This is a genomic window from Nocardioidaceae bacterium, from assembly GCA_018672315.1.
Lineage (GTDB): Bacteria > Actinomycetota > Actinomycetes > Propionibacteriales > Nocardioidaceae > TYQ2.
Genome location: CP076053.1, coordinates 195,323 through 220,116, shown reverse-complemented (window position 1 = coordinate 220,116; position 24,794 = coordinate 195,323). Strand labels below are relative to the sequence as shown.

The window sequence follows — 24,794 nt, the reverse complement described above, 5'->3', positions numbered from 1 at the left end:
GTTGAGCTGCCGGCGGCGTGGGAGGAGGCCGTGACGGCGTACGCCCGGCACCTCACCTCCGAACGGGGCCTGGCCGAGCCGACCGTCCGCGCCTATGTCGGCGACGTCACTCACCTCGCGCAGCACCTGACACGACCTGGCCGCGACCACCCCGCGGGCGGCCGGGGTCCCGCCGCGCTCACGCTGACCGATCTCCGGTCCTGGCTGGCGGAGATGCAGGCGCAGGGCCTGGCACGGTCCACGCTGGCGCGCCGGGGCAGTGCCGTACGCGGCTTCACCGCGTGGCTGGTGCGGTCGGGACGCGCCGAGGAGGACCCCGGCCTCCGCCTCGCCAGCGCGAAGCCGCGCCGGGCTCTCCCGGTCCCGCTGGAGCAGCAGCAGGCCCGAGCCCTCCTCGAGGGACTCGGTGAGGACCCGGAGCCGGCGGAGGAGGGCACCCGCAGCGAGGAGGCGATCGCGGTGCGTCGCCGTGACGCGGCGATGCTGGAAGTCCTCTACGCCACCGGCATCCGGGTCGCCGAGCTCTGTGGTCTCGACGCCGGCGACATCGACGAGGAGCGGCGGGTGCTGCGCGTGCTGGGCAAGGGCGGCAAGGAGCGCGTGGTGCCGCTGGGACGCCCCGCGCACGAGGCGCTGCGGACCTGGCTGGACGGGGCGCGCGAGCAGCTCGCCGGCCCTGCCTCAGGCGAGGCGGTGTTCCTCGGCGTGCGCGGGCGACGCATCGACCCCCGCACCGTGCGTCGTGTCGTGCACGACCGCGTCCGTGAGGTAACGGGCGCGCCGGACGTGGGGCCGCACGGGCTGCGACACTCCGCCGCCACCCACCTGTTGGACGGGGGAGCCGACCTGCGCGCCGTGCAGGAGCTGCTCGGCCACGCCTCGCTCGGCACCACCCAGATCTACACGCACGTCAGCAACGAGCGGCTCCGCCGCGCCTTCGACCAGGCTCACCCCCGCGCCTGAGCGTCGTCGGCCGGCAGCAGGCGGACGCGTCTGGCACCGAGGAGGTCCATCGGGTCCAGGTACTCCTCGTCCCGTTTGAGGCCCCAGTGCAGGCAGACGCCCGGTGGGCAATGGGACCCCTCGGCGCTGAGGTGCCCGATCACCTGACCGGGGGTCACGTCCTCACCGACGGCGACGGCGGCGCGCACCGGCTGGTACGTCGTGCGCGTCTCGCCGTGGCTCACCACCACCACCGGCGTCCCGGCGATCGAGCCCGCCGTGGTGACGGTCCCGGCGAGAGGTGCCAGCACCGGCTGCCCGGCAGCGCCGGCCAGGTCGACGCCGCGGTGACCCGCACCGAACAGGCTCGACGGGGGATCGAAGGCGGTCATCAGCTCGAGCGGAGTCAACGGCGGCACAGCCCGTGGCGCCGACGCCGCCGGGTCCGGCGTGGTGGCCGGCGTCGCGACCGACGACAGCCCTGACGGGGCGGCGAGTCCCGCCGGCGGCGCCTGCGTGGGCGCGATGAGCGCAGCGATCGACAGGGGAAGGGCGAGCGGGGCCAGGGCGGAGGAGAGGATCACGGTCGCAGTCTGGGCATCGTGCCCGCGTCGGGCCATGGCCCGCACGGCCGGCGGTGGACAAGACGGACGGGGAGGCTCCCGGCAGGGCAACCGGCCCGAGAGGACAAGCAGGGCCCCCGACGCGTACGATGTCGGCAGCAGCCCGCATGGGTTGACTTCGCGCGCTCGCTCTCCGCGCCGGACCGCGCCCTCCCGGGGCCGGAGCCGGGACAGACCCGCGGGCGACGACCTTCAGTCCAGCACACCAGCCCGATCAGGGTGCCGGTCCGGTCGCGCCGAGCGCCAGGGCACACGGCTCCCGCCGCGTGCAGAGAACTGAGAACCCGGTCCGCGCTCGCGCGCGGGCCCTGACGAGAAGGACACGAGCCCATGGCCGTCGTCACCATGCGCCAGCTCCTCGAGAGCGGCGTCCACTTCGGGCACCAGACCCGTCGCTGGAACCCCAAGATGAAGCGCTTCATCATGACCGAGCGCAACGGCATCTACATCATCGACCTGCAGCAGTCGCTGTCCTACATCGACCGCTCGTACGCGTTCATCAAGGACACCGTCGCCAAGGGCGGCACCGTGATGTTCGTCGGCACGAAGAAGCAGGCTCAGGAGGCCATCGCCGAGCAGGCCGCCCGCGTCGGCATGCCGTACGTGAACCAGCGGTGGCTGGGCGGCATGCTCACGAACTTCCAGACCGTGCACCAGCGGATCAACCGCCTCAAGGAGCTCGACGACGTCGACTTCGACAACGTCGCCGGCTCCGGTCGCACGAAGAAGGAGCTCCTGCAGATGAAGCGGGAGCGGGACAAGCTGCAGCGCACCCTCGGCGGCATCCGCGACATGGGTCGCACCCCGTCCGCGGTGTGGATCGTCGACACCAAGAAGGAGCACCTCGCCGTCGAGGAGGCCCGCAAGCTCAACATCCCGATCATCGGGATCCTCGACACCAACTGCGACCCCGACGAGGTCGACTTCCCGATCCCGGGCAACGACGACGCCATCCGCGCTGTCGGTCTGCTCACGCGCGTCATCGCCGACGCCGTCGCCGACGGTCTCCAGGCCCGTGGGGGTGCCTCGGCCGGTGAGTCGGGCACCACCGACGAGCCGCTGGCCGAGTGGGAGCGCGAGCTCCTCGAGGGCTCCGCCGACGAGGCTGCCGTCGCCGCGACCGGCGGCCAGGTCGAGTCCGCCCCGCAGGCCAACGTGCCGACCGAGGCGACCACCGACACCCCGGCGCCGGACGAGACCCCCACCCCGGTGGCCGAGGCCGCCACCCCGGAGCCGGCCGAGGCCGCCACGGGCGCCTCCAGCGAGAAGGCCGAGGCCGACGAGGCGAAGGCTGCCGCCGAGCAGGCCTGAGCACCAGCTCGTACGCCGGGCCCGTCCCGGCACCCCGCACGGCCCGACCGCCCGGTCGGGCCGTGCGCCCCCTTCCTGCGGGCCGGCACCGGACCGGTGCGCCCGCTCACCGCGGCTCGGACGCCGCACGACCACTCACGAGGTGAATTGCATGGCCACCATCTCCGCTGCCGACGTCAAGCGGCTCCGCGACCTCACCGCCGCCGGCATGATGGACGCCAAGAAGGCGCTCCAGGAGGCCGACGGCGACTTCGACAAGGCTGTCGAGATCCTGCGCGTCAAGGGATCCGCCAAGGCCGACAAGCGCGCCGAGCGCACCGCCTCCGCGGGCCTCGTCGCCGCTGCGGGCTCGGCGATCGTCGAGGTGCGCTGCGAGACCGACTTCGTGGCGAAGAACGACGACTTCATCGCTGCCGCCCAGCGGATCGCCGAGGTCGCCGACGCCCAGGGCGCCACCGACACGGAGTCCCTCAAGGCCGCCCCGATGGACGACTCGACGGTCGGCCAGGTCGTCGAGGACCTCGCCGTCAAGATCGGCGAGAAGATCGAGCTGGGTCGCGTGGCCCGGTTCGAGGGATCCGTCGTGACCTACATGCACCGTCGTTCCCAGGACCTCCCGCCGGCCGTCGGCGTGCTGGTCGAGTACGACGGCGACGAGGCCGCCGCCCGCGCCGCTGCCATGCAGGTCGCCGCGATGAAGGCGCAGTACCTCACCCGCGAGGAGGTGCCGGCCGACGTGGTCGACGCCGAGCGCGACGTGCTCGAGAAGAAGACCCGCGAGGAGGGCAAGCCCGAGCAGGCCGTCGCGAAGATCGTCGAGGGTCGCCTCGGCGGGTTCTTCAAGGACATCGTGCTGCTCGACCAGGAGTCGGTCACCGAGTCCAAGAAGACCGTCAAGCAGGTCCTCGACGCCTCCGGCACCACCGTGACGCGGTTCGCCCGCCTCGAGGTCGGCGCCTGAGCCCGACCTCACCGGGCGACCACCCGCGCGGCGGGCTAGGGTCGTCCTGACTTCGTACGCCGAGGCCGTGACCGGACGCAACCCGTCCGGTCCGGTCTCGTCGCACGTCACGACGCTCCCCACACCCGGAGGCACACCTGCGATGACCACCTACCGACGCGTGCTGCTGAAGCTGTCAGGAGAGGTCTTCGGCGGGGGCACCGTCGGGGTCGACCCGACGGTGGTGCGGGGGATCGCGAAGGAGATCGCCGAGGTCGCCGAGGCCGGGGTCGAGGTCGCGGTCGTCGTCGGTGGCGGCAACTTCTTCCGTGGCGCCGAGCTGAGCCAGCAGGGCATGGACCGCTCGCGCGCGGACTACATGGGGATGCTCGGCACCGTGATGAACTGCCTCGCCCTGCAGGACTTCCTGGAGAAGCAGGGCGTCGAGACCCGGGTGCAGACCGCGATCACCATGGGGCAGGTGGCCGAGCCGTACATCCCGCGCAAGGCCATCCGCCACCTGGAGAAGGGCCGCGTCGTCATCTTCGGCGCCGGCGCCGGCATGCCCTTCTTCTCCACCGACACGGTGGCCGCCCAGCGAGCCCTGGAGACGCGCTGCGAGGTCGTGCTGATGGCCAAGCAGGGGGTCGACGGGGTCTACACCGCTGATCCGCGCACCAACCCCGACGCGACGAAGCTGGACCACCTCTCCTTCCAGGACGCCCTGGAGAAGGGGCTGCGCGTGGCCGACGCCACGGCGTTCGCCCTCTGCATGGAGAACGAGCTGCCGCTGATCGTCTTCGGCATGGAGACCTCCGAGGCGATCCTGCGGATCGTGCAGGGCGAGCAGCTCGGCACGCTGGTGACCAGCGACGGCGACTGAGCCTCGGCAGCGCCAGGCTCTGACAGGATCGACCCACACAGCCCGAGTAGGCCCGAGTAGGAGAGCGACATGATCGACGACACGCTGCGCGACGCCAGCTCCAGGATGGACAAGGCCGTCGAGGCCACGCGGGAGGAGTTCTCCGCGATCCGGGCGGGCCGCGCCAACCCGCAGATGTTCTCCAAGCTCACCGCGGAGTACTACGGCACACCGACCCCCGTGCAGCAGCTCGCCTCGTTCACCTCGCCCGAGCCGCGCATCATCCTGGTGCAGCCCTTCGACCAGGGCTCGCTGGGCGCGATCGAGCGCGCCATCCGCGACTCCGACCTCGGGGTGAACCCCTCCAACGACGGTCGCATGATCCGGTGCGTCTTCCCCGAGCTGACCGAGGAGCGCCGCAAGGAGTTCATCAAGGTCGCCCGGCAGAAGGCGGAGGACGGGCGCGTGTCGGTGCGCAACATCCGTCGCACGGCCAAGCAGGCCCTCGAGAAGCTCGACAAGGACGGCGAGGCGAGCGAGGACGACGTCAACGCCGCCGAGAAGCGGCTCGAGGGTGCCACGAAGAAGCACACCGACCAGATCGACGACATGCTCAAGAGCAAGGAGGCCGAGCTCCTCGACATCTGAGGAGCCGACCACGATGACCCCTGCCGACACCCCACCGCCGCCGGTCCCCGCGGACGGCGGATCCGGCGCGGCAGGCGGCCGCGACCTCCCACGCGCCGTCGCCTCGGGCGTGGGCCTCGGAGCCCTGGTGCTGCTCTCGCTGCTGTTCGTCGAGGGCCTGTTCACCGTGGTCGTCGCCGTGGCGATGTGCCTGGCGTGCTGGGAGTTCTCGCGCGGGTTCGCCGAGCGGGGCATCGACCTGCCGAGGATCCCGCTGTACGCCGCCTGCGTGGCCATCGTCGGCGGCGCGTACCTCGGCGGCACCGACGTGCACCTGGCCACCACGGCGGTGAGCGCCCTCGGGACCCTGCTCTGGCTGATGCGGCGGGGCATCGACGGTTTCGTGCGCAACGCGACCGCGTCGCTGTTCACGATCACCTACGTCCCGTTCCTCGCGGGCTTCGTCGCGCTGCTGCTGCGCGAGCCCGAGGGGCTCGCGGCGGTCATCGTCTTCATCGCCGTGACGGTGTCCTCCGACATCGGCGGCTACTTCGCCGGCAGTCGCTTCGGCCGGCACGCGCTCGCGCCCAACGTCTCGCCGAAGAAGTCCTGGGAGGGGGCAGCGGGGTCCGTGCTCCTCGCCACCGCCGTGGCGGTGTGGCTGGTGATGTGGCTGCTCGAGGGCGACTGGTGGGTGGGTCTGCTCCTCGGTCCCGCGACCGTGGTCACCGCCACGCTGGGGGACCTCGTGATCTCGGTGATCAAGCGCGACCTCGGCATCAAGGACATGAGTCGCATCATCCCCGGCCACGGCGGTCTGATGGACCGGCTGGACTCGCTGCTCGCGACGGTGGCACCCGCCTGGATCGTGCTGCACTTCGCCGTGCTCTGAGCCCGGCGACGCGTCGGTCACCTCAGAGCACGAGAAGCATCGTGGTCGACTCGCCCTGGTGGCCGACCGGTGCGAAGCCGCGCGCGTCGTACAAGGCCCTGGCGGCGGCGTTGGTGTCGCGCACGCTCAGGCTCACCGAGCCGACGCCGGCCGTACGCAGCGCCGCCAGCAGCGCGTCGAGCAGCGCGCCGCCCCACCCCATGCCCCGCCAGTCGGGCCCGACAGCCATCGACAGCTCGGGCACGGCGGGGGAGACGAAGCCGTGGCCGCGGTCGGTGAGGGGGAACGTCCGTGCCCACGCGGCTCCGACCGGGCGCCCGTCGGGGGTCTCGGCGACGACGCCGGTGTCGCCGGTGCGCGGCCACTCCGCGACGTAGCGGGCGAGCGCGGGATCGGTGAGGACCTGCTCGTAGGTCAGCCCTGGGCCGGACGGGTCGGCGGCCAGCCGCAGCACGTGTCCGAGCAGCACCTGGTCGTGCGCTCCGGCCGGCCGCAGCGACACCTGGTGGGCCTCCCGCTCGCTCATGGCGCCATCGTGCCCGCTCGACGCCTTTTGGGCGTACGCACCCCTCTCGGCGACACTGGAGGCCTGATGTCTGACACCACGACGCCCACCTCCGCCACGACCGAGGCCGCCGAGGAGGCGGCGCGGGCAGGACGCGCCCTGCCCTTGGTCTTCGAGGCGCCGCGACGCGGCAAGCCGCCGACGCACCTCGCGGACCTGACGCCCGCCGAGCGCAAGCAGCGTCTGGTCGACCTGGGTCTCCCGGGGTTCCGGGCGAAGCAGCTCTCCACGCACTACTTCAGCCGTCTCGTCGACGACGCCTCGCAGATGACCGACCTGCCGGCCGAGCAGCGCGAGGAGCTCGTGGCCGGGCTGATGCCCGAGCTCATGACGTCGCTGCGGGTCATGGAGGCCGACAAGGGCACCACGCGCAAGACGCTGTGGCGGTTGAACGACGGGGCGCTGGTCGAGTCGGTTCTGATGCGCTACCCCGACCGGGCCACGATGTGCGTCTCCTCCCAGGCCGGCTGCGGCATGGCGTGCCCGTTCTGCGCCACGGGGCAGGGAGGTCTGCAGCGCAACATGAGCACGGCCGAGATCGTCGAGCAGGTGATGGTCGGTGCCCGCAGCCTGGCGCGCGGTGAGGTGCCCGGCGGCCCCGGCCGGGTCTCCAACGTGGTCTTCATGGGCATGGGGGAGCCGCTCGCCAACTACAAGGCCGTGATCGGTGCAGTGCGCCGCCTCACCGACCCGGCCCCCGACGGGCTGGGCATGTCCGCCCGCGGCGTCACGGTCTCGACGGTGGGCCTCGCGCCCCGGATCCTGCAGCTGGCCGACGAGGGTGTCCCGGTGACGCTCGCGCTCAGCCTCCACGCGCCGGACGACGAGCTGCGTGACGAGCTCGTGCCGGTCAACACCCGCTGGTCCGTGCACGAGGCGGTCGAGGCGGCGTGGACGTACGCGCAGAAGACCAAGCGTCGCGTCTCGATCGAGTACGCGATGATGCGGGACGTCAACGACCAGGCGTGGCGGGCCGACGCCCTCGCGGACGTGCTGAAGGCGTACGGCGACTGGGGCTGGGTGCACGTCAACCTGATCCCCCTGAACCCCACGCCGGGCTCGAAGTGGACGGCGTCCCGGCGCGAGGACGAGCGCGAGTTCGTCCGTCGTCTCGAGGCCAAGGGCATCCCGACGACCGTGCGCGACACCCGCGGCAGCGAGATCGACGGCGCGTGCGGACAGCTGGCAGCGGCCCCGGAATGAGACGGGCACGCGGCCGGGGGTGCAATCCGACGCTCCATGCCGCATGCTGGGGAGATCGTGACGAACTACAGCGGACACCGCAGACACCACGCCAGCAGTCCCTTCGCACCCGAGGCGGAGGTTCCCGTCGTCGACTACGCCGTCGGTGACCGTGTCTGCCACGACGCCTTCGGGATGGGTCGTGTGGTGACGTGCGAGGCCCAGGCGATCGGCGTCGACTTCGGCGACGCCGTCCGTCGCCTGGTCAGCCCGTACGCCCGGCTCGAGCACCTCTGAGTCCCTGACGTCCTGACCCCGGTGGCTCGGGTGGCCCCCGGTGGCCCGGGTGGCCCCGGCGCGGACTCAGCCGTTGCCGGGCAGCCCGCCCCGGTCCAGCTGACGCTCGATCTCGCGCTGCAGCTCCGGGGACAGCGGGTCGCCGTTCCCGTCGGTGATGCCGGGTCCGCCCGACCCGCCCACGGAGCCTCCGGGGTTGCCGCCGCCGAGGTCATCCAGGTCGCCGAAGCCTTCGCCGAACCGGTCCTCCAGCTGCTGCAGCTGCGGGCGCGACAGGTCCTCGGGGGGCGCTGCAGTCGGCCCCCGCGTCGACAGCACCCAGGAGACTCAGCAGGTCGGCGACCTCTGCGGTGAAGTCCGCCGACATGTAGTCGCAGGCGGTGCCCGCGTCTCCGTCCTGCACGGCGCTGGACCAGGTCTCGTACGCGGCCTGCCCCCCGTCTGCGCTCTGGTCCGTAGGGCTGGCGCCGCAGCCGGCCGCGCCGAGGACGAGCACCCCGGCCGGCGCGCATGACCGGAGACGGGTTGTGATGCTCATGAGGGCCTCTCGATGTCGGGACGACCTGGATACTGGCGGTAGGCACTATGGGGAGCCGACCGCACGAGATAGTTGTCACTCGCCACTACCTGACGGCGTGTCGAGATTTCGTTACGCTGTGTCAGTGACGTCCACGAGCCAGAACCGCACGGCATGGGCACGGCACGACGAGGCCGTGGCACGCCTCCGGGCCTCCTACGACGAGATCCCTCCCGGCGAGACGGTGCGTCTGGCGAAGAAGACCTCGAACCTGTTCCGCGCACGCGCCGCCACCACCACCCCGGGGCTCGACGTGGGCGGCCTCGACGGCGTGCTCGACGTCGACGCCGACGCCATGACGGCGCAGGTCCAGGGCATGTGCACCTACGAGGACCTCGTCGCGGCGACGCTCCCGCACGGGCTCATCCCCTACGTCGTCCCGCAGCTGCGCACCATCACCCTCGGCGGTGCCGTGACCGGTCTGGGCATCGAGTCCACGAGCTTCCGCAACGGACTGCCCCACGAGTCGGTCGTCGACATGGACGTGTTCACCGGTTCCGGTGAGATCGTCACCGTCGAGCCCGGTGACGACCTCTTCGACGCCTTCCCCAACTCCTACGGCTCGCTCGGCTACGCCACACGGCTGCAGATCCGGCTCGAACGCGTCCCGGCGTACGCGGCCCTCGAGCACCTCGGCTTCCACGGCGAGGGCGCGGCCGAGCGTGCTGCGGAGACGATGGCGCAGATCGCTGAGTCCGGCGAGCACGACGCCCGGCGCGTGGACGGGCTCGACGCCGCGGCGTTCAGTCCCACCGAGGTGTACGTCGTGCTCGCCCGCTGGACCGACGACGTCCGTGACGGCGGCCGTCACGGCGGCCCGCCGAGCGACTACACCGGCCGGCAGGTCTTCTACCGGTCGCTGCAGCAGCGCAGCCACGACCTGCTCACCGTCGAGGACTACCTGTGGCGCTGGGACACCGACTGGTTCTGGTGCTCCGCCGCCTTCGGCGCACAGCACCCGCTCGTACGCCGTGTCTGGCCACGCCGCTGGCGGCGCTCGGACGTCTACCACCGTCTGCTGGGCCTCGACCAGCGTCTCGGCATCGCCGACCGCCTCGACCGCCGGGCCGGGCGCCCGCAGCGCGAGCGCGTGGTGCAGGACGTCGAGGTGCCCATCGGACGGACGGCCGAGTTCCTCGCGTGGTTCGACGAGCGCGTCGGCATGAGGCCGGTGTGGCTCTGCCCGCTGCGCACCACCCGCGACTGGCCGGCGTACCCGCTGGAGCCGGGTGAGACCTACGTCAACGCCGGCTTCTGGGGCACGGTGCACGTCGGCGAGGGCGCCGAGGACGGTCCGGTCAACCGCGCCATCGAGGATTTCGTGCACTCCCTGGGAGGACACAAGTCCCTCTACTCCGACGCCTACTACGACCGCGAGACCTTCGACCGGCTCTACCGCGGCGACCACCTGAGGGCCGTCAAGGCGGTCCACGACCCCGACGACCGATTTCTCACGCTCTACGACAAGGCGGTGCGACGCGCGTGACCCTGCTCCGAACCCCCCACAGGTCCACCGGCTCCCGGCTCACCCCCGGGGCGGTGCTGCGGCGTGCCGTGGGCGGCATGACCATCGGTGAGGCCGTCGAGACCCTGATGCGCGACGGTCTGCCGTTGCGCTTCACCGCCTACGACGGGTCTGCAGCCGGCGACCCCGACGCCGAGGTGGGCGTGCACCTCGCCTCGCCGAAGGGGCTCGCCTACCTGCTGACGGCGCCGGGTGACCTGGGGCTGGCCCGGGCGTACACGATGGGTGAGCTGCAGGTGGTCGGCGCCCACGAGGGCGACCCGTACGAGGTCATGGTGCGGCTGATGAACCACACCAAGATGCGGCGGCCGCGCCTGGCCGAGCTGCCGCGTCTGCTGGCCGCGCTCGAGCCGACGCACCTCGTGCCGCCGCCGGTGCCGCCGCAGGAGCACCTTCCGCCGTGGCGCCGGGCCGTCGAGGGCCTGCGCCACAGCCAGGCCCGCGACGCCGAGGCGATCAGCCACCACTACGACGTCTCCAACGAGTTCTACGAGCTCGTGCTCGGCCCGTCGATGACCTACACCTGCGCGGCGTACCCGACGGAGACCTCCACGCTGGAGGAGGCGCAGGCGGACAAGTACGACCTGGTGTGCCGCAAGCTGGGGCTGCGGCCCGGCATGCGTCTGCTCGACATCGGCTGCGGGTGGGGCGGCATGGTGCGCCACGCGGCCCGCGAGTACGGCGTGCACGTCATCGGCGCGACGCTGTCCAGGGAGCAGGCCACCTGGGCGCAGGCCGCGATCGAGCGTGAGGGCCTCAGCGACCTGGCGGAGGTGCGTCACTCGGACTACCGCGACATCCCCGAGACCGGCTTCGACGCGGTCTCCTCGATCGGTCTGACCGAGCACATCGGGGTCAAGCAGTACCCGGCGTACTTCGCCTGGATCGCCGACCGTCTCCTCGACGGGGGCCGTCTGCTCAACCACTGCATCACCCGGCCGCACGACGAGCCGACGAAGACCGGGCACTTCATCGACCGGTACGTCTTCCCCGACGGGGAGCTCACCGGTGTCGCGACCATCAGCCGCGACGCAGCGGCGGCCGGGTTCGAGATCCAGCACGTGGAGAACCTGCGGCGCCACTACGCCATGACGCTGCGGGACTGGTGCGCCAACCTCGTCGAGCACTGGGACGAGTGCGTCGACCTCACCGACGAGGGCACCGCACGGGTGTGGGGTCTCTACATGGCCTCGTGCCGGCTCGGCTTCGAGCGCAACGAGATCGAGCTGCACCAGGTGCTGGCCACCAAGACCGTGGACGGGTTCGACGGGATGCCGCTGCGTCACGACTGGTGAGGTGCCCGGGCGTCGCGCGCGTCGCGGGCGACGCCGGCATGTCGCGATCGGTTCACGGGACCTTCACCGGGTGATGGGCGTCCGGACAGCCGCACCCGCGTCACTGGAGTCATCACTCCCGTGACGAGAGGACCCACGCGTGAGCGCGGTGCTGCAGACCGATCCCGTCCCGTTCCCGACCTCCACCCCCGCCCATCCGGCGCCGTCCCGGCCGTCCGCGCCGTTGCGGGTGCTGGTGGTCACCGAGAGCTTCCTGCCCCAGGTCAACGGCGTGACCGGGTCCGTGTGCCGTGTCGTCGAGCAGCTGGTGGCCGCGGGGCACGAGCCGTGCGTCGTCGCCGCCACCGGTCCCGATGAGTACGCCGGCGTGCCGGTGCGCCACGTCGGGTCGTTGCCGCTCCCGTTCTATGACGGCTTCCGGCTCGGCACCCCGACCCGGCGTACGCTGCGCGACCTCATCCGCGACCACGCACCGGATGTCATCCACCTGGCGTCCCCGGCCCTGATGGGACCGCGGGCCGCGCGGGAGGCACGACGCCTCGGGGTGCCGGTGGTGGCGATCTACCAGACCGACCTCGTCGGGTTCGCCGACCGGTACGCGGTGCCCGGTGGCGTCCGGGCGATGACGCGGCTGACGCGTCGGGCCCATCGTGACATCGACCTGACGCTCGCGCCCTCGACCGCGGCACGTGCCCAGCTGGTGGCCCTGGGCATCGCACCCGACCGCGTACGCATCTGGGGCCGCGGGGTGGACCTCGAGCGGTTCGCTCCTGGTCGTCGTTCGGCTCGGCTGCGCGTGGAGTGGGGGGCGCCGGGTGTCACCGTCGTCGGCTACATGGGCCGACTGGCCGCGGAGAAGGAGCTCGAGCTCCTGGCCCCGGTGCAGCACATGGCGGGCGTACGCCTGGTCGTCGTCGGCGACGGACCCGCGCGGGAGCAGGTGCGGCGCGCCCTGCCCGACGCCGTCCACACCGGCGCGCTCCACGGCACGGACCTGGCCCGGGCCGTCGCGTCCTTCGACGTCTTCGTGCACCCCGGGCGGCACGAGACCTTCTGCCAGTCCGTGCAGGAGGCACTGGCCTGCGGCGTGCCTGCCGTGGTCGTCGACGCCGGCGGCCCGGTCGACCTGGTGGTACCCGGTGAGAACGGCGACAGGTTCCGCCCGGGGGACGCGACCGACCTGACCGCGCGGGTGCGACACCTGGTGGACCACCCGCTCGAACGCGCCGTGCTCGCACGGCGGGCGCGAGCCGGGGTCGCCGGGCGCGGCTGGGACGCGCTCGGCGAGGAACTGGTGGGTCACTACCGCGACGCCATCACCGGGGGAGGGACCCGATGAGCCGCGCCACCACGACCCTGCGCAACCTGGGCGCCTCGCTCCGCGCCGCCGTCGAGCTGTCGACGGCCCCCGACCGCAGCCGGACACTCCGCCCCGCCGCGCCGCTGGCGGTCAGCGTGATCGGGTGCGGCTACCTCGGCGCCACCCACGCCGCCGCGATGGCTGCGTGCGGCTTCGACGTCGTGGGCGTCGACCTCGACCGCCGCGCGGTCGCGACGCTGAACGCCGGGAGCGCTCCCTTCCACGAGCCCGACCTCGACGACCTCCTCAGTGAGCACACCGGCTCGGGCCGGCTCGTCTTCAGCACCGCCATCGACGCGGCCGGCGACAGCGACGTGCATTTCCTCGCTGTGGGCACCCCCCAGCGTGCCGACGGCGACGGTGCCGACCTCTCGGCGCTGGAGTCCGTCGTCGACGCCCTCGTGCCGATCCTGCGGCGGGACTCGCTGCTGGTGGGCAAGTCCACCGTCCCCGTCGGCACGGCGCGCCGCCTGCGTGAACGCGCTCGGGCCCTGGCGCCGGACGGGATCAGCGTCGACCTCGTGTGGAACCCCGAGTTCCTGCGCGAGGGGCACGGGGTCGCGGACTCGCTACGCCCCGACAGGCTCGTGCTCGGGTGCGACACACCGGGTGCGGAGCTGACCATGCGGCGCGTGTACGCCGGGGCCCTGGCCGACGGCGTCCCGATGTTGGTCACGGACCTCGAGACCGCCGAGCTGGTGAAGACGGCGGCCAACGCGTTCCTCGCCACCAAGATCTCCTTCGCCAACCTCATGGCCGACCTGTGCGACCGGTCCGGCGGCGACGTGCTCGACCTGACGCACGCCATCGGGCTGGACGAGCGGATCGGACCGAAGTTCCTCGGCGCGGGCATCGGCTACGGCGGTGGGTGCCTGCCCAAGGACGTGCGCGCCCTGAGGGTGAGGGGCGAGGAGCTCGGCGCCGACATGGCCGTCCTGCACGACGTCGACGCCATCAACGAATCGGCTCGCCGACGTGTCGTCGACCTGGTCGCCGCGCAGGTGGCCGACCGGGGCGGACTCGAGGGGGCACGGGTCGCGGTGCTGGGAGCGGCGTTCAAGGCCGGGTCCGACGACGTGCGCTGCTCGCCCGCTCTCGACGTCGTTGCCCGGTTGCAGGCCGCCGGAGCGCGCGTCGCCGTCTACGACCCGATGGCCATCCAGCGTGCCCGGGCGGTGCTGCCGACGGTGCGCTACTGCGCCGACGCACGCGCCGCGTGCCGTCGCGCCGACGTCGTCGTCGTACTGACCGAGTGGCCGGAGTTCGCGGCGATCGACCCCGGGGCGGGGCACGACGCCCACGGCATCGCCTCCGTCGTCGCCGCGCGCAGGGTCGTCGACGCCCGCCACGTGCTCGACGCGGACCGGTGGGCCGCGGCCGGCTGGGACGTGCGTACGCCCGGGCGCCGCGACCGCGGGCCGCTCAGCTCAGGCGGGTGATCGCGACCTCGACGAACATGTCGGCGGTCTCGGCGCCGGCGAAGATCCCGCGCAGGGGGGCGACGTCGGCGTACCAGCGACCGTGGGCGATCTCGATGTGGCTGTTGGTCACGGGCGAGGCGTTCGTGGGGTCGTAGGCCACCCACGCGCCGTCCCACCACTCGATCCAGGCGTGGGACTCGCCTGCCACCTGCACGCCGACGCCGGCGTCGGGGTCGGGGTGGAGGTAGCCGGAGACGTAGCGGGCGGGGACCCCGTGGCTGCGCAGCACACCGAGCACGAGGTGCGCGATGTCCTGGCAGACGCCCTGCCGGTGCTCCCACGCCTCTGCGGCCTTGGTCTGCACGTCGGTGCTGCCGGTGACGTACTCGACCTCCTCGTGCACCAGCTCGCACACCGCGGCGGCAAACTCTCCCGGGGTCGCGGTGCGCTGACGCAACGCGTCGGCCCGCTGGGCCAGCTCGGGGTGCGGCTCACAGGTCTCCTCGACCTGCAGCAGCTCGACGTGGGTCTCGCGCAGGTCGCGGTCGGCGAGGTCCTCCCACGACAACGACACCGCCTCGGGCACCGTACGCGCCACCCGCACCGTCGACGTCGCGGTGACCGTGAGCTCACGGTGCACCTCGTTGACCTCGAACGCGGTGACGGCGCTGCCCCAGTAGTCGGTGTAGGTCTGGGTCCAGGCCGCGGGGCTGATCTCGACGCGGTTCAGCACCGTGAGCTGGTCGGGGCCCGAGATCGGAGTCATCCTGGCCTCGTTGAAGGAAGCCTCGACCTCGCCGGTGTAGCCGAACCCGGTGGTGTGGACGACGCGCAGCTGACGCGCGGCCTCGTGGGTGCCGGGTGTGGACATCGCTGTCTCCGAACTCGTGCTCATCAGGCTGCTCCTCCGGTCCAGGTGGTGGCGGCCGCGCCGTGGAAGTACCTGCGGGTGACGGCCTCGGTGGCGGCGCTGCAGGCGACCTGCAGGCTCTCCATCTCCTCGCCGAGGTCCTCGATGATCTCGCGGAGGGGGCGGTACTCCAGCTCGGCGCGGGCCCGGCCGAGCTGGCGCTGGGCGTCGTCGAAGCCGGACCGCTTGCTGGAGGCGTCGAGCCGCTCCAGTGCCAGCTCCGCCCGGGTCAGCGAGGCCACGACCGAGCGGGGGTAGACCCGGTCGAGCAGCAGGAACTCGGCCGCCTCGAGGTCGGTCTCGATGCCGCGGTAGGTGCGCAGGAACGCCTCGTACGCCCCACAGGCCCGCAGAGTCGAGGTCCAGGCCGCGACCGGACCGGAGCCCAGGGACGCCGTGGCCAGCAGGCGGGCGGTCATGTCGGCGCGCTCGATGTGCCGGCCCAAAGTGAGGAACAGCCAGCCGTCGTCGCGACTCATCGTGCCCTCGGCGATGCCGGTGATCAGGGCCGAGCGGTCGCGGACCCAGCCGAAGGCGCTCGTGGCGCGCATCGAGCGGATGCTGCCGCTGGACAGGCTCAGGTGCGTGGTGTTGATGGCCTCCCACATGTCGCCCGAGAGCGTCTCCCTCGCCCGGCGTGCGCTCTCGCGGGCCGCCGCCAGGGTGGAGGCGATGGACGAGGTGGACTCGGGGTCGTAGAGCAGCTGGTGCAGCAGCACGTAGCGGTCCACGGGACCGTCGACCTCGGCCCCCATGATGGCGAGCAGCTGCTGGCAGGTCTGCTCCTCGTCGAGGCTGGCGTCCTCGGTGAGCAGCTGGGTGCCGACGTCGAGGATGCGGGCGGTGTCGTCGGCGCGCTCGACGTAACGCCCGATCCAGAACAGCGACTCGGCGATGCGGCTCAGCACGTCGGGCTCCCTTCGCTCGGGCGTACGGATTGTTGTTGCTGCTGCTGCTGTTGCTGGGAGCCTCGGTCGCCGCGCGCGGCAGCGGCGGCGTCCTCGTGGTCGGGACCGAGGTCGGGGCTGGGGGAGGCCTCCCGCGGCTCGGCGGTCGGCACGTGGCTGACCTCGATGGTGTCGCGCTCCTCGGGTGAGCCTGCGAGCACCCAGGTGTCCTTGGAGCCGCCGCCCTTGGAGGAGTTCACGATGAGCTCCCCCTCGGGGAGGGCCACCCGGGTCAGGCCGCCGGGCAGGACCCACACCTCGTCACCGGAGTTCACCGCGAAGGGCCGCAGGTCCACGTGTCGCGGGCGGACGTCACGGCTGATCAGGGTGGGGCTGGTCGACAGGCTGATCACCGGCTGCGCGATCCAGGCACGGGGGTCGGCGAGCACCTCCGTGCGCAACTGGTCGAGCTCCCGGGTCGAGGCGCGGGGGCCGATCACGATGCCGGCGCCGCCGGCGCCGTCGACCGGCTTGAGCACCAGCTCGTGCAGACGGTCCATGACCTCCTCACGGTGGTCGGCGTCGCCCATGCGCCAGGTGTCGACGTTGCGCAGCACCGGCTCCTCGGAGAGGTAGTAGCGGATCAGGTCCGGTACGTAGGAGTAGACGAGCTTGTCGTCGGCGACGCCGTTGCCGAGGCCGTTGGAGACGGTCACGTTGCCGGCGCGGGCGGCGTTGACCAGGCCGGGCACACCGAGCACCGAGTCGGCGCGGAAGTGCAGCGGGTCAAGGAAGTCGTCGTCGATGCGGCGGTAGATGACGTGGACCGGCTCGAAGCCGTTGGTCGTACGCATCAGCACCTGCCCGGCGCGGCAGACCAGGTCACGGCCCTCGACCAGCTCGACGCCCATCATGCGCGCGAGCAGCGCGTGCTCGAAGTAGGCGGAGTTGAAGACGCCGGGCGTCATGACCACGACGGTCGGGTCTGCCACACCGGCGGGTGCGGCGGCGCGCAGGGCAGCCACCAGGCGGCGGGGGTAGTCGGTCACCGAGCGCACCGTGTGGTGGCCGAAGACCTCCGGGAGCGCGCTGGAGAGCGCGCGCCGGTTCGTCATGACGTAGGAAACGCCCGAGGGCACGCGCACGTTGTCCTCGAGCACGCGGAAGTCGCCTGCCTCGTCACGGATCAGGTCGATGCCGCCGACGTGGATGCGGACACCGTTGGGGTAGCGCAACCCGGCCGTCGACCGGTGGAAGTGGGGCGAGGAGGTCACCACGGACCGGGGCATGACGCCGTCGCGGAACAGGGCGCCCTCGCCGTACACGTCGTCGAGGAAGGCCTCCAGCGCGCGGACGCGCTGCGCGACGCCGGTCTCGACCGAGCGCCAGCGGTCGGCCTCGATGATGCGCGGCACGATGTCGAGCGGGAAGGGTCGCTCCTCGCCGCCGACGCCGAAGGTGACGCCCTGGTCGACGTAGCTCGAGGCGAGGGAGTCCGCGCGGGCGCGCACCTCCTCGCGGGGCATCGTGCCGAGCGTCTCGTGGACGTCGGCGTAGACCCCGCGCAGCGAGGCCCCGTCGAACATCTCGTCGTACGCCTCGGACGTGGCGTCGACGTAGCCGTCGAAGAGGGAAGCCATGCGGCCACCCAAACAGGCGGGGTGGTCCCGGGCAACTGGATGGGACCGGTTCGTGGGAAGTGCTCCGTGACCGACGCCACGGCCCCGAGTGCTGTGCGCGGTTGCCAGGATGGGCCCATGAGCGACGACTCACACCGCGTACGCAGGGCTGCCGACGCCCTGCGATGGATCAGGCGACCGACCCCGGGCGACCCCGACGGGGCCGGCGGCGTGATCAACCTCTGCTACAACGCCGTCGACAGGCACGTGGTGGCCGGCCGCGCCGACGAGACCGCGGTGACGGGGGAGCGCACCTGGTCGTACGCGGCCCTGCTCGAGGACGTCGCCGCCCTCGCCGGCGCGCTGCGGATGCTCGGAGCGGCGGAGCGCTCCCCGGTGCCGTTGCTGCTGCCCGCCGGCGCCGATCTCACGGTCGCGACGCTGGCATGCCTGCGGCTCGGCGCGGTGCCCCACGTGCTTCCCGTGGGCCTGGACGCGGGCGGTCTCGCCGCCGTGCTGGACGGCTCGCGTCCCGGCGTGATGCTCGTGGCCGGGGGGACCCCGTGGCGGGAGGCGCTCGAGCGCAGCGAGCACGAGGTCGGCTCGGTCGTCGTGCGCCAGCCGAGCCCCGGCCCCGCCGCGGAGCTCACCGAGCCGCGGGACCTGGAGTGGGACTTCGTCGCGCGTGCGGGCCGCAACGACCCGGCGCCGTGCGCACGGGTCGCGTCGGAGGAGCCGGCGTACGCGGTGCTCGACGGACGGAGCGGTGAGTTCGCCGTCGAGAAGACCGGCCGGGCCGGTCTGCTCGCCGCAGCCGGCGGCGCCGCTGACGGGACCCTGCCCGCGCTGCTGGCGTCGCTGGTCAGCGGCTCGGTCCTCGACCTCGCGCCACTCGCGCGGTGACCGCGCTGGTGATGCCGCGGGTGGGAGTCGGTCCGCGGTCGCAGCCGCTGCCAGGATGTCCGGCGTGACACAGCGACGCGACGTGGTGGTGCTCGGCTCGACGGGCTCGATCGGGACCCAGGCGCTGGATGTCGTCCGGGCGCACCCCGACCGCTTCCGTGTCGTCGGCATGACCGCGGGCGGGGGCAACCCCGAGCTGTTCGCCGCGCAGGTCGCGGAGTTCGGCCCCGCCGTCAGCGGGCTCGGCGAGGAGGCCTCGGTGGAGGCGGCCGCCCACCCCTGCGACGTGGTGCTCAACGGCATCACAGGGTCCGTCGGGCTGCGACCGACGCTCGCGGCGCTCGAGGCCGGCACGACGTTGGCGCTGGCCAACAAGGAGTCGCTGATCATCGGCGGTCGCCTCGTCGCCGCAGCCGCCGCCCCGGGGCAGCTCGTGCCGGTCGACTCCGAGCACTCGGCGCTCGCGCAGTGCCTCCGCGGCGAGGACCCGGACTCGGTCCGGCGTCTCGTGCTCACCGCCTCGGGCGGCCCGTTCCGCGGGCGTACGGCGGACTCGCTGCACGAGGTGACCCCGCAGGAGGCGCTGGCCCACCCGACCTGGTCGATGGGACCGGTGGTCACGATCAACTCCGCGACGCTGGTCAACAAGGGGCTCGAGGTCATCGAGGCCCACCTGCTGTTCGGCATCGACTTCGACCGCATCACGACGGTGGTGCACCCGACGTCGGTCGTGCACTCCATGGTCGAGCTGCACGACGGCACGACGATGGTGCAGGCCTCGCCGCCGACCATGCTGATCCCGATCGCCCTGGGGCTGACCTGGCCCGAGCGGCTCCTCGACGTGGCGCCGGCGGTGGACTGGACGCAGCCGCAGACCTGGCAGTTCGACCCACTCGACGACGAGGCGTTCCCGGCGGTGCGGCTGGCGCGCGCGGCCGGTGCCGCGGCCGGCACCGCCCCGGCGGTCTACAACGCTGCCAACGAGGTCTGCGTCGCAGGCTTCCTCGAGGGCGCGATCCGCTTCACCGACATCGTGCCGACGATCGAGCGCGTGCTGGCCGAGCACGACGTCCTCGCCGACGCCGACCTCACCGTCGAGGCCGTGCTCGAGGCCGACGCCTGGGCGCGTACGCGGGCCGCCGAGGTCACCACGCGCTGAGGCGGCCCGGCGTACGCTGATCTGCGGCGCATCCGCGCCGGACCGCGACGACCGGAGGCCTCGCCCGTGACCGTTCTGCTCTACGTCGGCGGGGTCGTCTTCCTCATCGTGACGGTCGCGATCTCCATCGGCCTGCACGAGGCCGGGCACATGGTCCCGGCGAAGGCGTTCGGAGCGAAGGTCACGCAGTTCTTCGTCGGCTTCGGCAACACCGTCTGGTCCTTCCGGCGGGGTGAGACGGAGTACGGCATCAAGTCGATCCCGCTCGGCGGCTACGTGAAGATCGTCGGGATGCTGCCTCCCACCGAGGAGGACAGGGAGGTCGCCGGCGCCGGCGAGCGTCCCTCGGGCGCGGTGAAGATCCGGCAGTCCAACACGGGCATGTTCACCCAGCTGATCTCCGACGCCCGCTCCGCGGAGTACGAGCTCGTCGGTCCCGACGACGAGGACCGGCTGTTCTACAAGCTGCCGTGGTGGAAGAAGGTCGTCGTCATGGCGGGCGGGCCGACGGTGAACATCGTCATCGCCTTCCTGCTCTTCTGGAGCGTCTTCGCCGTCAACGGCGTCGCTCAGTCCACGCGCACGGTCGATGTGGTCTACGACTGCGTCATCGCCGTGGTGCCGGGCCAGACGGACCAGCGGGAGTGCGAGCCGGGGGACCCCGTGACGCCGGCGGTGCAGGCCGGCATGCAGCCGGGTGACCGGATCGTCGGGTTCAACGGCACCGACGTCGAGTCGTGGGAGCAGCTGCAGACGCTCATCCGGGACAACGGTGACGCGCAGGCCGAGATCGAGGTGCTCCGCGACGGGGAGCCCCGCACGCTCACGACCGCCACGACCGTCAACGCCGTCGTCGACCTCGGGGACGCCAGCCGCACCGTCGAAGCCGGTTATCTCGGAGTCACCCCCGAGCAGGTCGTCGTCAGCGAGGGGCCGGTGTTCACGGCCGTCCAGATGTACGACTACACCGAGCGCACCGTCGAGGTCCTGGCCACGTTGCCGGTGAAGCTCTACCACGTCGGACTCGCGGTGATCGGCGTCGAGGAGCGAGCCGCGGACTCGCCGATGAGCGTGGTCGGCGCCAGTCGCGTCGCGGGCGAGCTGTCGAGCAACACCGAGGTCCCCGTCTCCGACAGGTTCTTCTCGCTGCTCGCGCTGCTGGCCGGCATCAACCTCTTCGTCGGCGTCTTCAACTTCATCCCGCTGCTGCCGCTCGACGGCGGTCACATCGCCGGTGCGCTGTACGAGGCCGTACGGCGACGCTGGGCGCTGCTGCGCGGACGGCCCGACCCGGGTCACTTCGACGTCGCCAAGCTGCTGCCGGTGGCGTACGTGGTGGCCGGCGGTCTCATCGTGATGAGCGTGCTGCTGATGGTCGCCGACCTGGTGGCGCCCGTACGCATCACCTGAGTCGCCCGGCAGGCCGGCGCACCACGGGCGACCCGGGTCACCGCGCTAGGTTCTGAGTCATGACCTCGATCGACCTGGGCATGCCCGAGGCCCCTGCACCCACGCTCGCGACGCGCCGCACGTCCCGCCAGATCAAGGTCGGCGACGTGCTGGTCGGGGGCGACGCCCCGGTCTCGGTGCAGTCGATGACGACCACCGTGACCAGCGACATCAACGCGACGCTGCAGCAGATCGCAGAGCTCACCGCCGCCGGCTGCGACATCGTGCGCGTGGCCTGCCCGAGCTCCGACGACGCCGCTGCGCTGCCGGCGATCGCGCAGAAGAGCCAGATCCCGGTCATCGCCGACATCCACTTCCAGCCGCGCTACGTCTACGCCGCCATCGAGGCCGGATGCGCGGCCGTGCGCGTGAACCCGGGCAACATCAAGAAGTTCGACGACCAGGTCAAGCAGATCGCGAAGGAGGCCAAGGACGCCGGCACCTCCATCCGCATCGGTGTCAACGCGGGCTCCCTCGACAAGCGGCTGCTGGAGAAGTACGGCAAGGCCACGCCCGAGGCGCTGGTCGAGTCCGCGGTCTGGGAGGCGAGCCTCTTCGAGGAGCACGACTTCCACGACTTCAAGATCTCGGTGAAGCACAACGACCCGGTCATCATGAGCCAGGCGTACGAGATGCTCGCCGAGCGCGGTGACTGGCCGCTGCACCTCGGGGTCACCGAGGCGGGTCCCGCGTTCCAGGGCACGATCAAGTCGTCGGTCGCGTTCGGCTACCTGCTCGGCAAGGGCATCGGCGACACGATCCGTGTCTCCCTATCGGCGCCCCCGGTCGAGGAGGTCAAGGTCGGCATCCAGATCCTGGAGTCGCTCAACCTGCGTCCTCGGCGCCTCGAGATCGTCTCCTGCCCGTCCTGCGGGCGCGCCCAGGTCGACGTCTACAAGCTGGCCGACGAGGTCACCGCCGGCCTGGACGGCATGGAGGTGCCGCTGCGCGTGGCGGTCATGGGCTGCGTCGTCAACGGGCCGGGCGAGGCCCGCGAGGCCGACCTCGGTGTCGCCTCCGGCAACGGCAAGGGCCAGATCTTCGTCAAGGGCGAGGTCATCAAGACGGTGCCGGAGGCGCTGATCGTGGAGACGCTCATCGAGGAGGCGATGCGCATCGCCGAGGAGATGGGCGAGCCGGTCGAGGGCGGCTCCCCGAGCGTGTCGGTCTCGGGCTGAGGCACGCACGCCGCACGGTGGAGGCATCGCTAGTCTGACCGCGTGGTCAGCGGTCGAGGGAGCGGCGAGAGCGCTCGCACCCTGGCACCGGACGACCTCCCCGAGCTGTTGAGGCTGCTGGCGCGGCACCCGGCGGAGAACTGCTTCCTCGAGCACCGTGCCCGCACGACCTCGTTGGACCGTCGGTGGGTCGGCTCGGAGATCTGGGGTTTCGGGCGTCCCGGTGAGCTGGAGGCCGCGTGCCACGCGGGCTCGAACCTGGTCCCGTCGTACGCCCTCTCCAGCGCCGCACGCGACGCCTTCGCGAGTCGCGCCCTGGACGGTCGTCGACGGTCCGACGCGATCTTCGGCCCGGCTGACGACGTGGCCGCCCTGTGGGAGCTGCTGGAGGGCCGGTGGGAGCGACACGTGCGGGAGTACCGCTGGCGGCAGCCGCTGCTCGTCATCGACGGGGACCCGGCGATCGATCCCGACCCGCGCGTGCGGCTGGGCCGGCTGGAGGACATGGACGTGCTCTATCCCGCAGCCGTGGCGATGTCGACCGAGGAGGTCGGCGTCTCACCCGAGGCGGGCGGCAATGCCCGGCTCTACCGCGCCCGTGTCGAGCAGCTCGTCGAGCGTGGCTGGTCCTTCGTGCTCATCGAGGACGGAGAGCTGCTCTTCAAGGCCGAGGTCGCCGCGGCGACGCCGGACGCCTGCCAGGTCCAGGGCGTCTACGTGACGCCCGAGCGGCGCGGCGAGGGCATCAGCGCCCCGGCGATGGCGGCCCTGGTGGCCCATGCCCGCGAGCAGATCGCGCCGCTGGTGACGCTGTACGTGAACGACTTCAACGAGGCCGCTCGCCGCTCGTACGAGACCTGCGGGTTCGTCGAGCAGGGCCGCTACGCCACCATCATGTTCTGAGCGAGCCCGACGGCGCGACGTAGGGTCGGTGTGTGGCTCGTGCATCCGATCGTCTACGCCCCGCCTTCTCCGGCCGTCGGCGCACCGCGCTCGGAGCGACGGTCGCCGGCGGTGTCGCCTCAGGGCTCGCGGCCGCACCCGAGCGCATCGGACGTGTGGCGCGCGGCCGCTTCCCGACCGTCGCGGTCACCGGCATGACCGGGGTCGGCAAGACCGAGCTGGTCAACCGGCTCGCGCGGCGCACGTCCGACCCCCGCGCGGCCGAGGTCGGGTCGGCGACCCTGGAGCGGCGTACGCGTCGCGGCCGCCGCTTGCGTGGCTTCCGGTTCCGGGTGGTGCCCGGCGACAACGCTGCGACCCGTCTGGCCGCGCTCGACGAGGTCTTCCACGACGACCCGGTCGACGGTGTGATCCACGTCGTGGCGCACGGCCACGCCACGCCCCGCCGCGTCGCGGGCACGACCGGACGCGCGGGGGCCACGCGCGACCAGCAGCTGGCCGCCGAGCTCGAGGACTGGACGATCACGGCCCACCGCATCGCCTCTCTCGCCGTGCGGCAGGACCGGCCCATCTGGCTGGTCATCGCGGTCACCAAGACGGACCTGTACGCCGACGACCTCGACGCCGCGCTCACCTACTACTCGCCCGGTTCCGGCTCGCCGTTCGGGGATCGCGTCGACGAGCTGCGGTCGCTCGCCGGGGGAGCGAAGCTCTCGGTGGACGTCCTGCCGGTCTCTGCCGAGCCCAGCTCGGTCATGATTGACGGTCTCTCGGCCCGCATGGCGCAGCTCGCCGGTCACAGCTGAGTAGCTGCCGTCCCGTCATACGCGCGGCCAGCAACCACGCGAGGTCGCCAGGTAGCTCACCCGATGGGCTGTCGGCGGTCCAGCTCGTCATTGATGCGATCTGCGACCTCCTGCGAACGTTTCGTCCATCGCCACGGCCGCCTCCAGTCGGCCACGATGATGCCGCCTGTGACGTACTGGTCGTAGTCGGACCCCCACGTCTCGTACGAGTGCAGGTGCACCCCACCCCACGAGGCGACTGCGTGGTGCAGGTTCTCCCAGGTTGTCAGCCGGTCGCGGTATGCCGCGCGGATCGCTACCCCGTCATCTCGCATCTGCATGCGAGCGCGTACGCCAGTGAGCGCGAGGAAGGTCAGCAGCGATGCGCCGGCGATCCATGCGAGGAGCCAAGGGCCGAGTAGGTACTCGCGCGGGTCATGTACCGCGAGCCACACCAGCAGTGGGCCGCCGACCACCGGCAGTAGAAGAAGCCTCAGTCGTACCCAGAGCCGCGGACCCCAGGACTCGATGACGCGAGGTTGCCGCATCGGCTGCGGCGTCACGGTTCCTCCGCCTCGAAGC

25 protein-coding genes are annotated in these 24,794 nt (G+C 72.1%); 18 read left to right on the top strand and 7 right to left on the bottom strand.

Annotation, left to right across the window (positions count from 1 at the left end; genetic code table 11):
- Positions 1-6: 6 nt before the first annotated feature.
- Positions 7-963 (top strand): tyrosine recombinase XerC, encoded by a 957-nt coding sequence (locus KLP28_01055; protein QWC86720.1) that lies wholly within the window; start codon positions 7-9, stop codon positions 961-963.
- On the opposite strand, the gene KLP28_01050 is transcribed toward KLP28_01055, so the two are convergent.
- Complete coding sequence (locus tag KLP28_01050; protein ID QWC86719.1) at positions 948-1,334, bottom strand: M23 family metallopeptidase; 387 nt, start codon at positions 1,332-1,334, stop codon at positions 948-950. The genes KLP28_01055 and KLP28_01050 overlap by 16 nt on opposite strands.
- Before the next feature lie 561 nt (positions 1,335-1,895).
- Between KLP28_01050 and rpsB the strand changes: the two genes are divergently transcribed.
- From rpsB to KLP28_01025, 5 genes are all read left to right on the top strand, one after another.
- Positions 1,896-2,876 (top strand): 30S ribosomal protein S2, encoded by a 981-nt coding sequence (gene rpsB / locus KLP28_01045; protein ID QWC85405.1) that lies wholly within the window; start codon positions 1,896-1,898, stop codon positions 2,874-2,876.
- A gap of 151 nt (positions 2,877-3,027) precedes the next feature.
- Positions 3,028-3,837 (top strand): elongation factor Ts, encoded by an 810-nt coding sequence (locus KLP28_01040; protein ID QWC85404.1) that lies wholly within the window; start codon positions 3,028-3,030, stop codon positions 3,835-3,837.
- A gap of 142 nt (positions 3,838-3,979) precedes the next feature.
- Positions 3,980-4,699, top strand: a complete 720-nt coding sequence (pyrH, locus tag KLP28_01035; GenBank protein ID QWC85403.1) for a UMP kinase — start codon at positions 3,980-3,982, stop codon at positions 4,697-4,699.
- A gap of 69 nt (positions 4,700-4,768) precedes the next feature.
- Complete coding sequence (gene frr / locus KLP28_01030) at positions 4,769-5,326, top strand: ribosome recycling factor (GenBank protein QWC85402.1); 558 nt, start codon at positions 4,769-4,771, stop codon at positions 5,324-5,326.
- Between the two features lie 13 nt (positions 5,327-5,339).
- A complete protein-coding gene (locus KLP28_01025) occupies positions 5,340-6,197 on the top strand; it encodes a phosphatidate cytidylyltransferase (protein QWC85401.1) in 858 nt (285 codons plus the stop codon).
- A 22-nt stretch (positions 6,198-6,219) separates the two neighbouring features.
- Here the strand turns inward: KLP28_01025 and KLP28_01020 are convergent, their stop codons facing one another.
- Positions 6,220-6,723: a GNAT family N-acetyltransferase gene (locus KLP28_01020; protein QWC85400.1), complete on the bottom strand. Its 504-nt coding sequence runs from the start codon at positions 6,721-6,723 to the stop codon at positions 6,220-6,222.
- A gap of 66 nt (positions 6,724-6,789) precedes the next feature.
- On the opposite strand from KLP28_01020, the gene rlmN reads away from it, so the two are divergent.
- A complete protein-coding gene (rlmN, locus tag KLP28_01015) occupies positions 6,790-7,965 on the top strand; it encodes a 23S rRNA (adenine(2503)-C(2))-methyltransferase RlmN (GenBank protein ID QWC85399.1) in 1,176 nt (391 codons plus the stop codon).
- A gap of 36 nt (positions 7,966-8,001) precedes the next feature.
- A complete protein-coding gene (locus KLP28_01010) occupies positions 8,002-8,241 on the top strand; it encodes a hypothetical protein (protein QWC85398.1) in 240 nt (79 codons plus the stop codon).
- Between the two features lie 66 nt (positions 8,242-8,307).
- Here the strand turns inward: KLP28_01010 and KLP28_01005 are convergent, their stop codons facing one another.
- A complete protein-coding gene (locus tag KLP28_01005) occupies positions 8,308-8,559 on the bottom strand; it encodes a hypothetical protein (GenBank protein QWC85397.1) in 252 nt (83 codons plus the stop codon).
- Between the two features lie 218 nt (positions 8,560-8,777).
- Between KLP28_01005 and KLP28_01000 the strand changes: the two genes are divergently transcribed.
- The 4 genes from KLP28_01000 (at position 8,778) to KLP28_00985 (ending at position 14,437) form a co-directional block, all read left to right on the top strand.
- Complete coding sequence (locus tag KLP28_01000; protein ID QWC86718.1) at positions 8,778-10,304, top strand: FAD-binding oxidoreductase; 1,527 nt, start codon at positions 8,778-8,780, stop codon at positions 10,302-10,304.
- Positions 10,305-10,381: 77 nt separating this feature from the next.
- Positions 10,382-11,638 carry a class I SAM-dependent methyltransferase gene (locus tag KLP28_00995; GenBank protein QWC86717.1) on the top strand — a complete coding sequence of 419 codons (1,257 nt, stop codon included), beginning with the start codon at positions 10,382-10,384 and terminating at the stop codon, positions 11,636-11,638.
- A 223-nt stretch (positions 11,639-11,861) separates the two neighbouring features.
- Positions 11,862-12,977 (top strand): glycosyltransferase family 1 protein, encoded by a 1,116-nt coding sequence (locus KLP28_00990; protein QWC86716.1) that lies wholly within the window; start codon positions 11,862-11,864, stop codon positions 12,975-12,977.
- A complete protein-coding gene (locus KLP28_00985; protein QWC85396.1) occupies positions 12,974-14,437 on the top strand; it encodes a UDP-glucose/GDP-mannose dehydrogenase family protein in 1,464 nt (487 codons plus the stop codon). The genes KLP28_00990 and KLP28_00985 overlap by 4 nt, the downstream gene beginning before the upstream one ends.
- Here the strand turns inward: KLP28_00985 and KLP28_00980 are convergent.
- From KLP28_00980 to KLP28_00970, 3 genes are read right to left on the bottom strand one after another with little or no spacing between them, the layout of a single operon-like run.
- Positions 14,421-15,314 carry a transglutaminase family protein gene (locus tag KLP28_00980; protein QWC85395.1) on the bottom strand — a complete coding sequence of 298 codons (894 nt, stop codon included), beginning with the start codon at positions 15,312-15,314 and terminating at the stop codon, positions 14,421-14,423. The two genes, KLP28_00985 and KLP28_00980, sit on opposite strands and share 17 nt — an antisense overlap.
- A complete protein-coding gene (locus KLP28_00975; protein ID QWC85394.1) occupies positions 15,314-16,237 on the bottom strand; it encodes an alpha-E domain-containing protein in 924 nt (307 codons plus the stop codon). The genes KLP28_00980 and KLP28_00975 overlap by 1 nt, the downstream gene beginning before the upstream one ends.
- Positions 16,231-17,856: a circularly permuted type 2 ATP-grasp protein gene (locus KLP28_00970; GenBank protein ID QWC85393.1), complete on the bottom strand. Its 1,626-nt coding sequence runs from the start codon at positions 17,854-17,856 to the stop codon at positions 16,231-16,233. Before KLP28_00970 ends, KLP28_00975 begins: the two co-directional genes overlap by 7 nt.
- 117 nt (positions 17,857-17,973) lie before the next feature.
- On the opposite strand from KLP28_00970, the gene KLP28_00965 reads away from it, so the two are divergent.
- The 6 genes from KLP28_00965 to KLP28_00940 all read left to right on the top strand — a co-directional run bounded on the left by KLP28_00965 (position 17,974) and on the right by KLP28_00940 (position 24,233).
- Positions 17,974-18,738 (top strand): AMP-binding protein, encoded by a 765-nt coding sequence (locus KLP28_00965; protein QWC85392.1) that lies wholly within the window; start codon positions 17,974-17,976, stop codon positions 18,736-18,738.
- Positions 18,739-18,793: 55 nt separating this feature from the next.
- Positions 18,794-19,897: a 1-deoxy-D-xylulose-5-phosphate reductoisomerase gene (locus KLP28_00960; GenBank protein QWC85391.1), complete on the top strand. Its 1,104-nt coding sequence runs from the start codon at positions 18,794-18,796 to the stop codon at positions 19,895-19,897.
- Positions 19,898-19,963: 66 nt separating this feature from the next.
- The gene (locus tag KLP28_00955) at positions 19,964-21,307 is read left to right on the top strand and encodes a site-2 protease family protein (protein ID QWC85390.1); all 1,344 of its coding nucleotides are present in this window, start codon (positions 19,964-19,966) and stop codon (positions 21,305-21,307) included.
- Between the two features lie 59 nt (positions 21,308-21,366).
- Positions 21,367-22,524, top strand: coding sequence for a flavodoxin-dependent (E)-4-hydroxy-3-methylbut-2-enyl-diphosphate synthase (ispG, locus tag KLP28_00950; protein ID QWC85389.1), 1,158 nt, complete (start codon positions 21,367-21,369; stop codon positions 22,522-22,524).
- Positions 22,525-22,566: 42 nt separating this feature from the next.
- On the top strand, positions 22,567-23,427 hold the full coding sequence (locus KLP28_00945; GenBank protein QWC85388.1) for a GNAT family N-acetyltransferase: 861 nt from the start codon (positions 22,567-22,569) through the stop codon (positions 23,425-23,427).
- Positions 23,428-23,459: 32 nt separating this feature from the next.
- Positions 23,460-24,233 carry a 50S ribosome-binding GTPase gene (locus KLP28_00940; protein QWC85387.1) on the top strand — a complete coding sequence of 258 codons (774 nt, stop codon included), beginning with the start codon at positions 23,460-23,462 and terminating at the stop codon, positions 24,231-24,233.
- A gap of 56 nt (positions 24,234-24,289) precedes the next feature.
- Here KLP28_00940 and KLP28_00935 read toward each other — a convergent pair whose 3' ends face one another.
- Positions 24,290-24,775 (bottom strand): hypothetical protein, encoded by a 486-nt coding sequence (locus KLP28_00935; protein ID QWC85386.1) that lies wholly within the window; start codon positions 24,773-24,775, stop codon positions 24,290-24,292.
- Between the last annotated feature and the right edge of the window lie 19 nt (positions 24,776-24,794).

What these genes read in the sequence shown, in the direction of transcription:
- KLP28_01050 (QWC86719.1), bottom strand. Translation starts at nt 1,334, where the DNA reads ATGACCGCCTTCGATCCCCCGTCGAGCCTGTTCGGTGCGGGTCACCGC.
- rpsB (QWC85405.1), top strand. Translation starts at nt 1,896, where the DNA reads ATGGCCGTCGTCACCATGCGCCAGCTCCTCGAGAGCGGCGTCCACTTC.
- KLP28_01040 (QWC85404.1), top strand. Translation starts at nt 3,028, where the DNA reads ATGGCCACCATCTCCGCTGCCGACGTCAAGCGGCTCCGCGACCTCACC.
- pyrH (QWC85403.1), top strand. Translation starts at nt 3,980, where the DNA reads ATGACCACCTACCGACGCGTGCTGCTGAAGCTGTCAGGAGAGGTCTTC.
- frr (QWC85402.1), top strand. Translation starts at nt 4,769, where the DNA reads ATGATCGACGACACGCTGCGCGACGCCAGCTCCAGGATGGACAAGGCC.
- KLP28_01025 (QWC85401.1), top strand. Translation starts at nt 5,340, where the DNA reads ATGACCCCTGCCGACACCCCACCGCCGCCGGTCCCCGCGGACGGCGGA.
- KLP28_01020 (QWC85400.1), bottom strand. Translation starts at nt 6,723, where the DNA reads ATGAGCGAGCGGGAGGCCCACCAGGTGTCGCTGCGGCCGGCCGGAGCG.
- rlmN (QWC85399.1), top strand. Translation starts at nt 6,790, where the DNA reads ATGTCTGACACCACGACGCCCACCTCCGCCACGACCGAGGCCGCCGAG.
- KLP28_01010 (QWC85398.1), top strand. Translation starts at nt 8,002, where the DNA reads ATGCCGCATGCTGGGGAGATCGTGACGAACTACAGCGGACACCGCAGA.
- KLP28_01000 (QWC86718.1), top strand. Translation starts at nt 8,778, where the DNA reads ATGAGGGCCTCTCGATGTCGGGACGACCTGGATACTGGCGGTAGGCAC.
- KLP28_00995 (QWC86717.1), top strand. Translation starts at nt 10,382, where the DNA reads ATGACCATCGGTGAGGCCGTCGAGACCCTGATGCGCGACGGTCTGCCG.
- KLP28_00985 (QWC85396.1), top strand. Translation starts at nt 12,974, where the DNA reads ATGAGCCGCGCCACCACGACCCTGCGCAACCTGGGCGCCTCGCTCCGC.
- KLP28_00980 (QWC85395.1), bottom strand. Translation starts at nt 15,314, where the DNA reads ATGAGCACGAGTTCGGAGACAGCGATGTCCACACCCGGCACCCACGAG.
- KLP28_00970 (QWC85393.1), bottom strand. Translation starts at nt 17,856, where the DNA reads ATGGCTTCCCTCTTCGACGGCTACGTCGACGCCACGTCCGAGGCGTAC.
- KLP28_00965 (QWC85392.1), top strand. Translation starts at nt 17,974, where the DNA reads ATGAGCGACGACTCACACCGCGTACGCAGGGCTGCCGACGCCCTGCGA.
- KLP28_00960 (QWC85391.1), top strand. Translation starts at nt 18,794, where the DNA reads ATGTCCGGCGTGACACAGCGACGCGACGTGGTGGTGCTCGGCTCGACG.
- ispG (QWC85389.1), top strand. Translation starts at nt 21,367, where the DNA reads ATGACCTCGATCGACCTGGGCATGCCCGAGGCCCCTGCACCCACGCTC.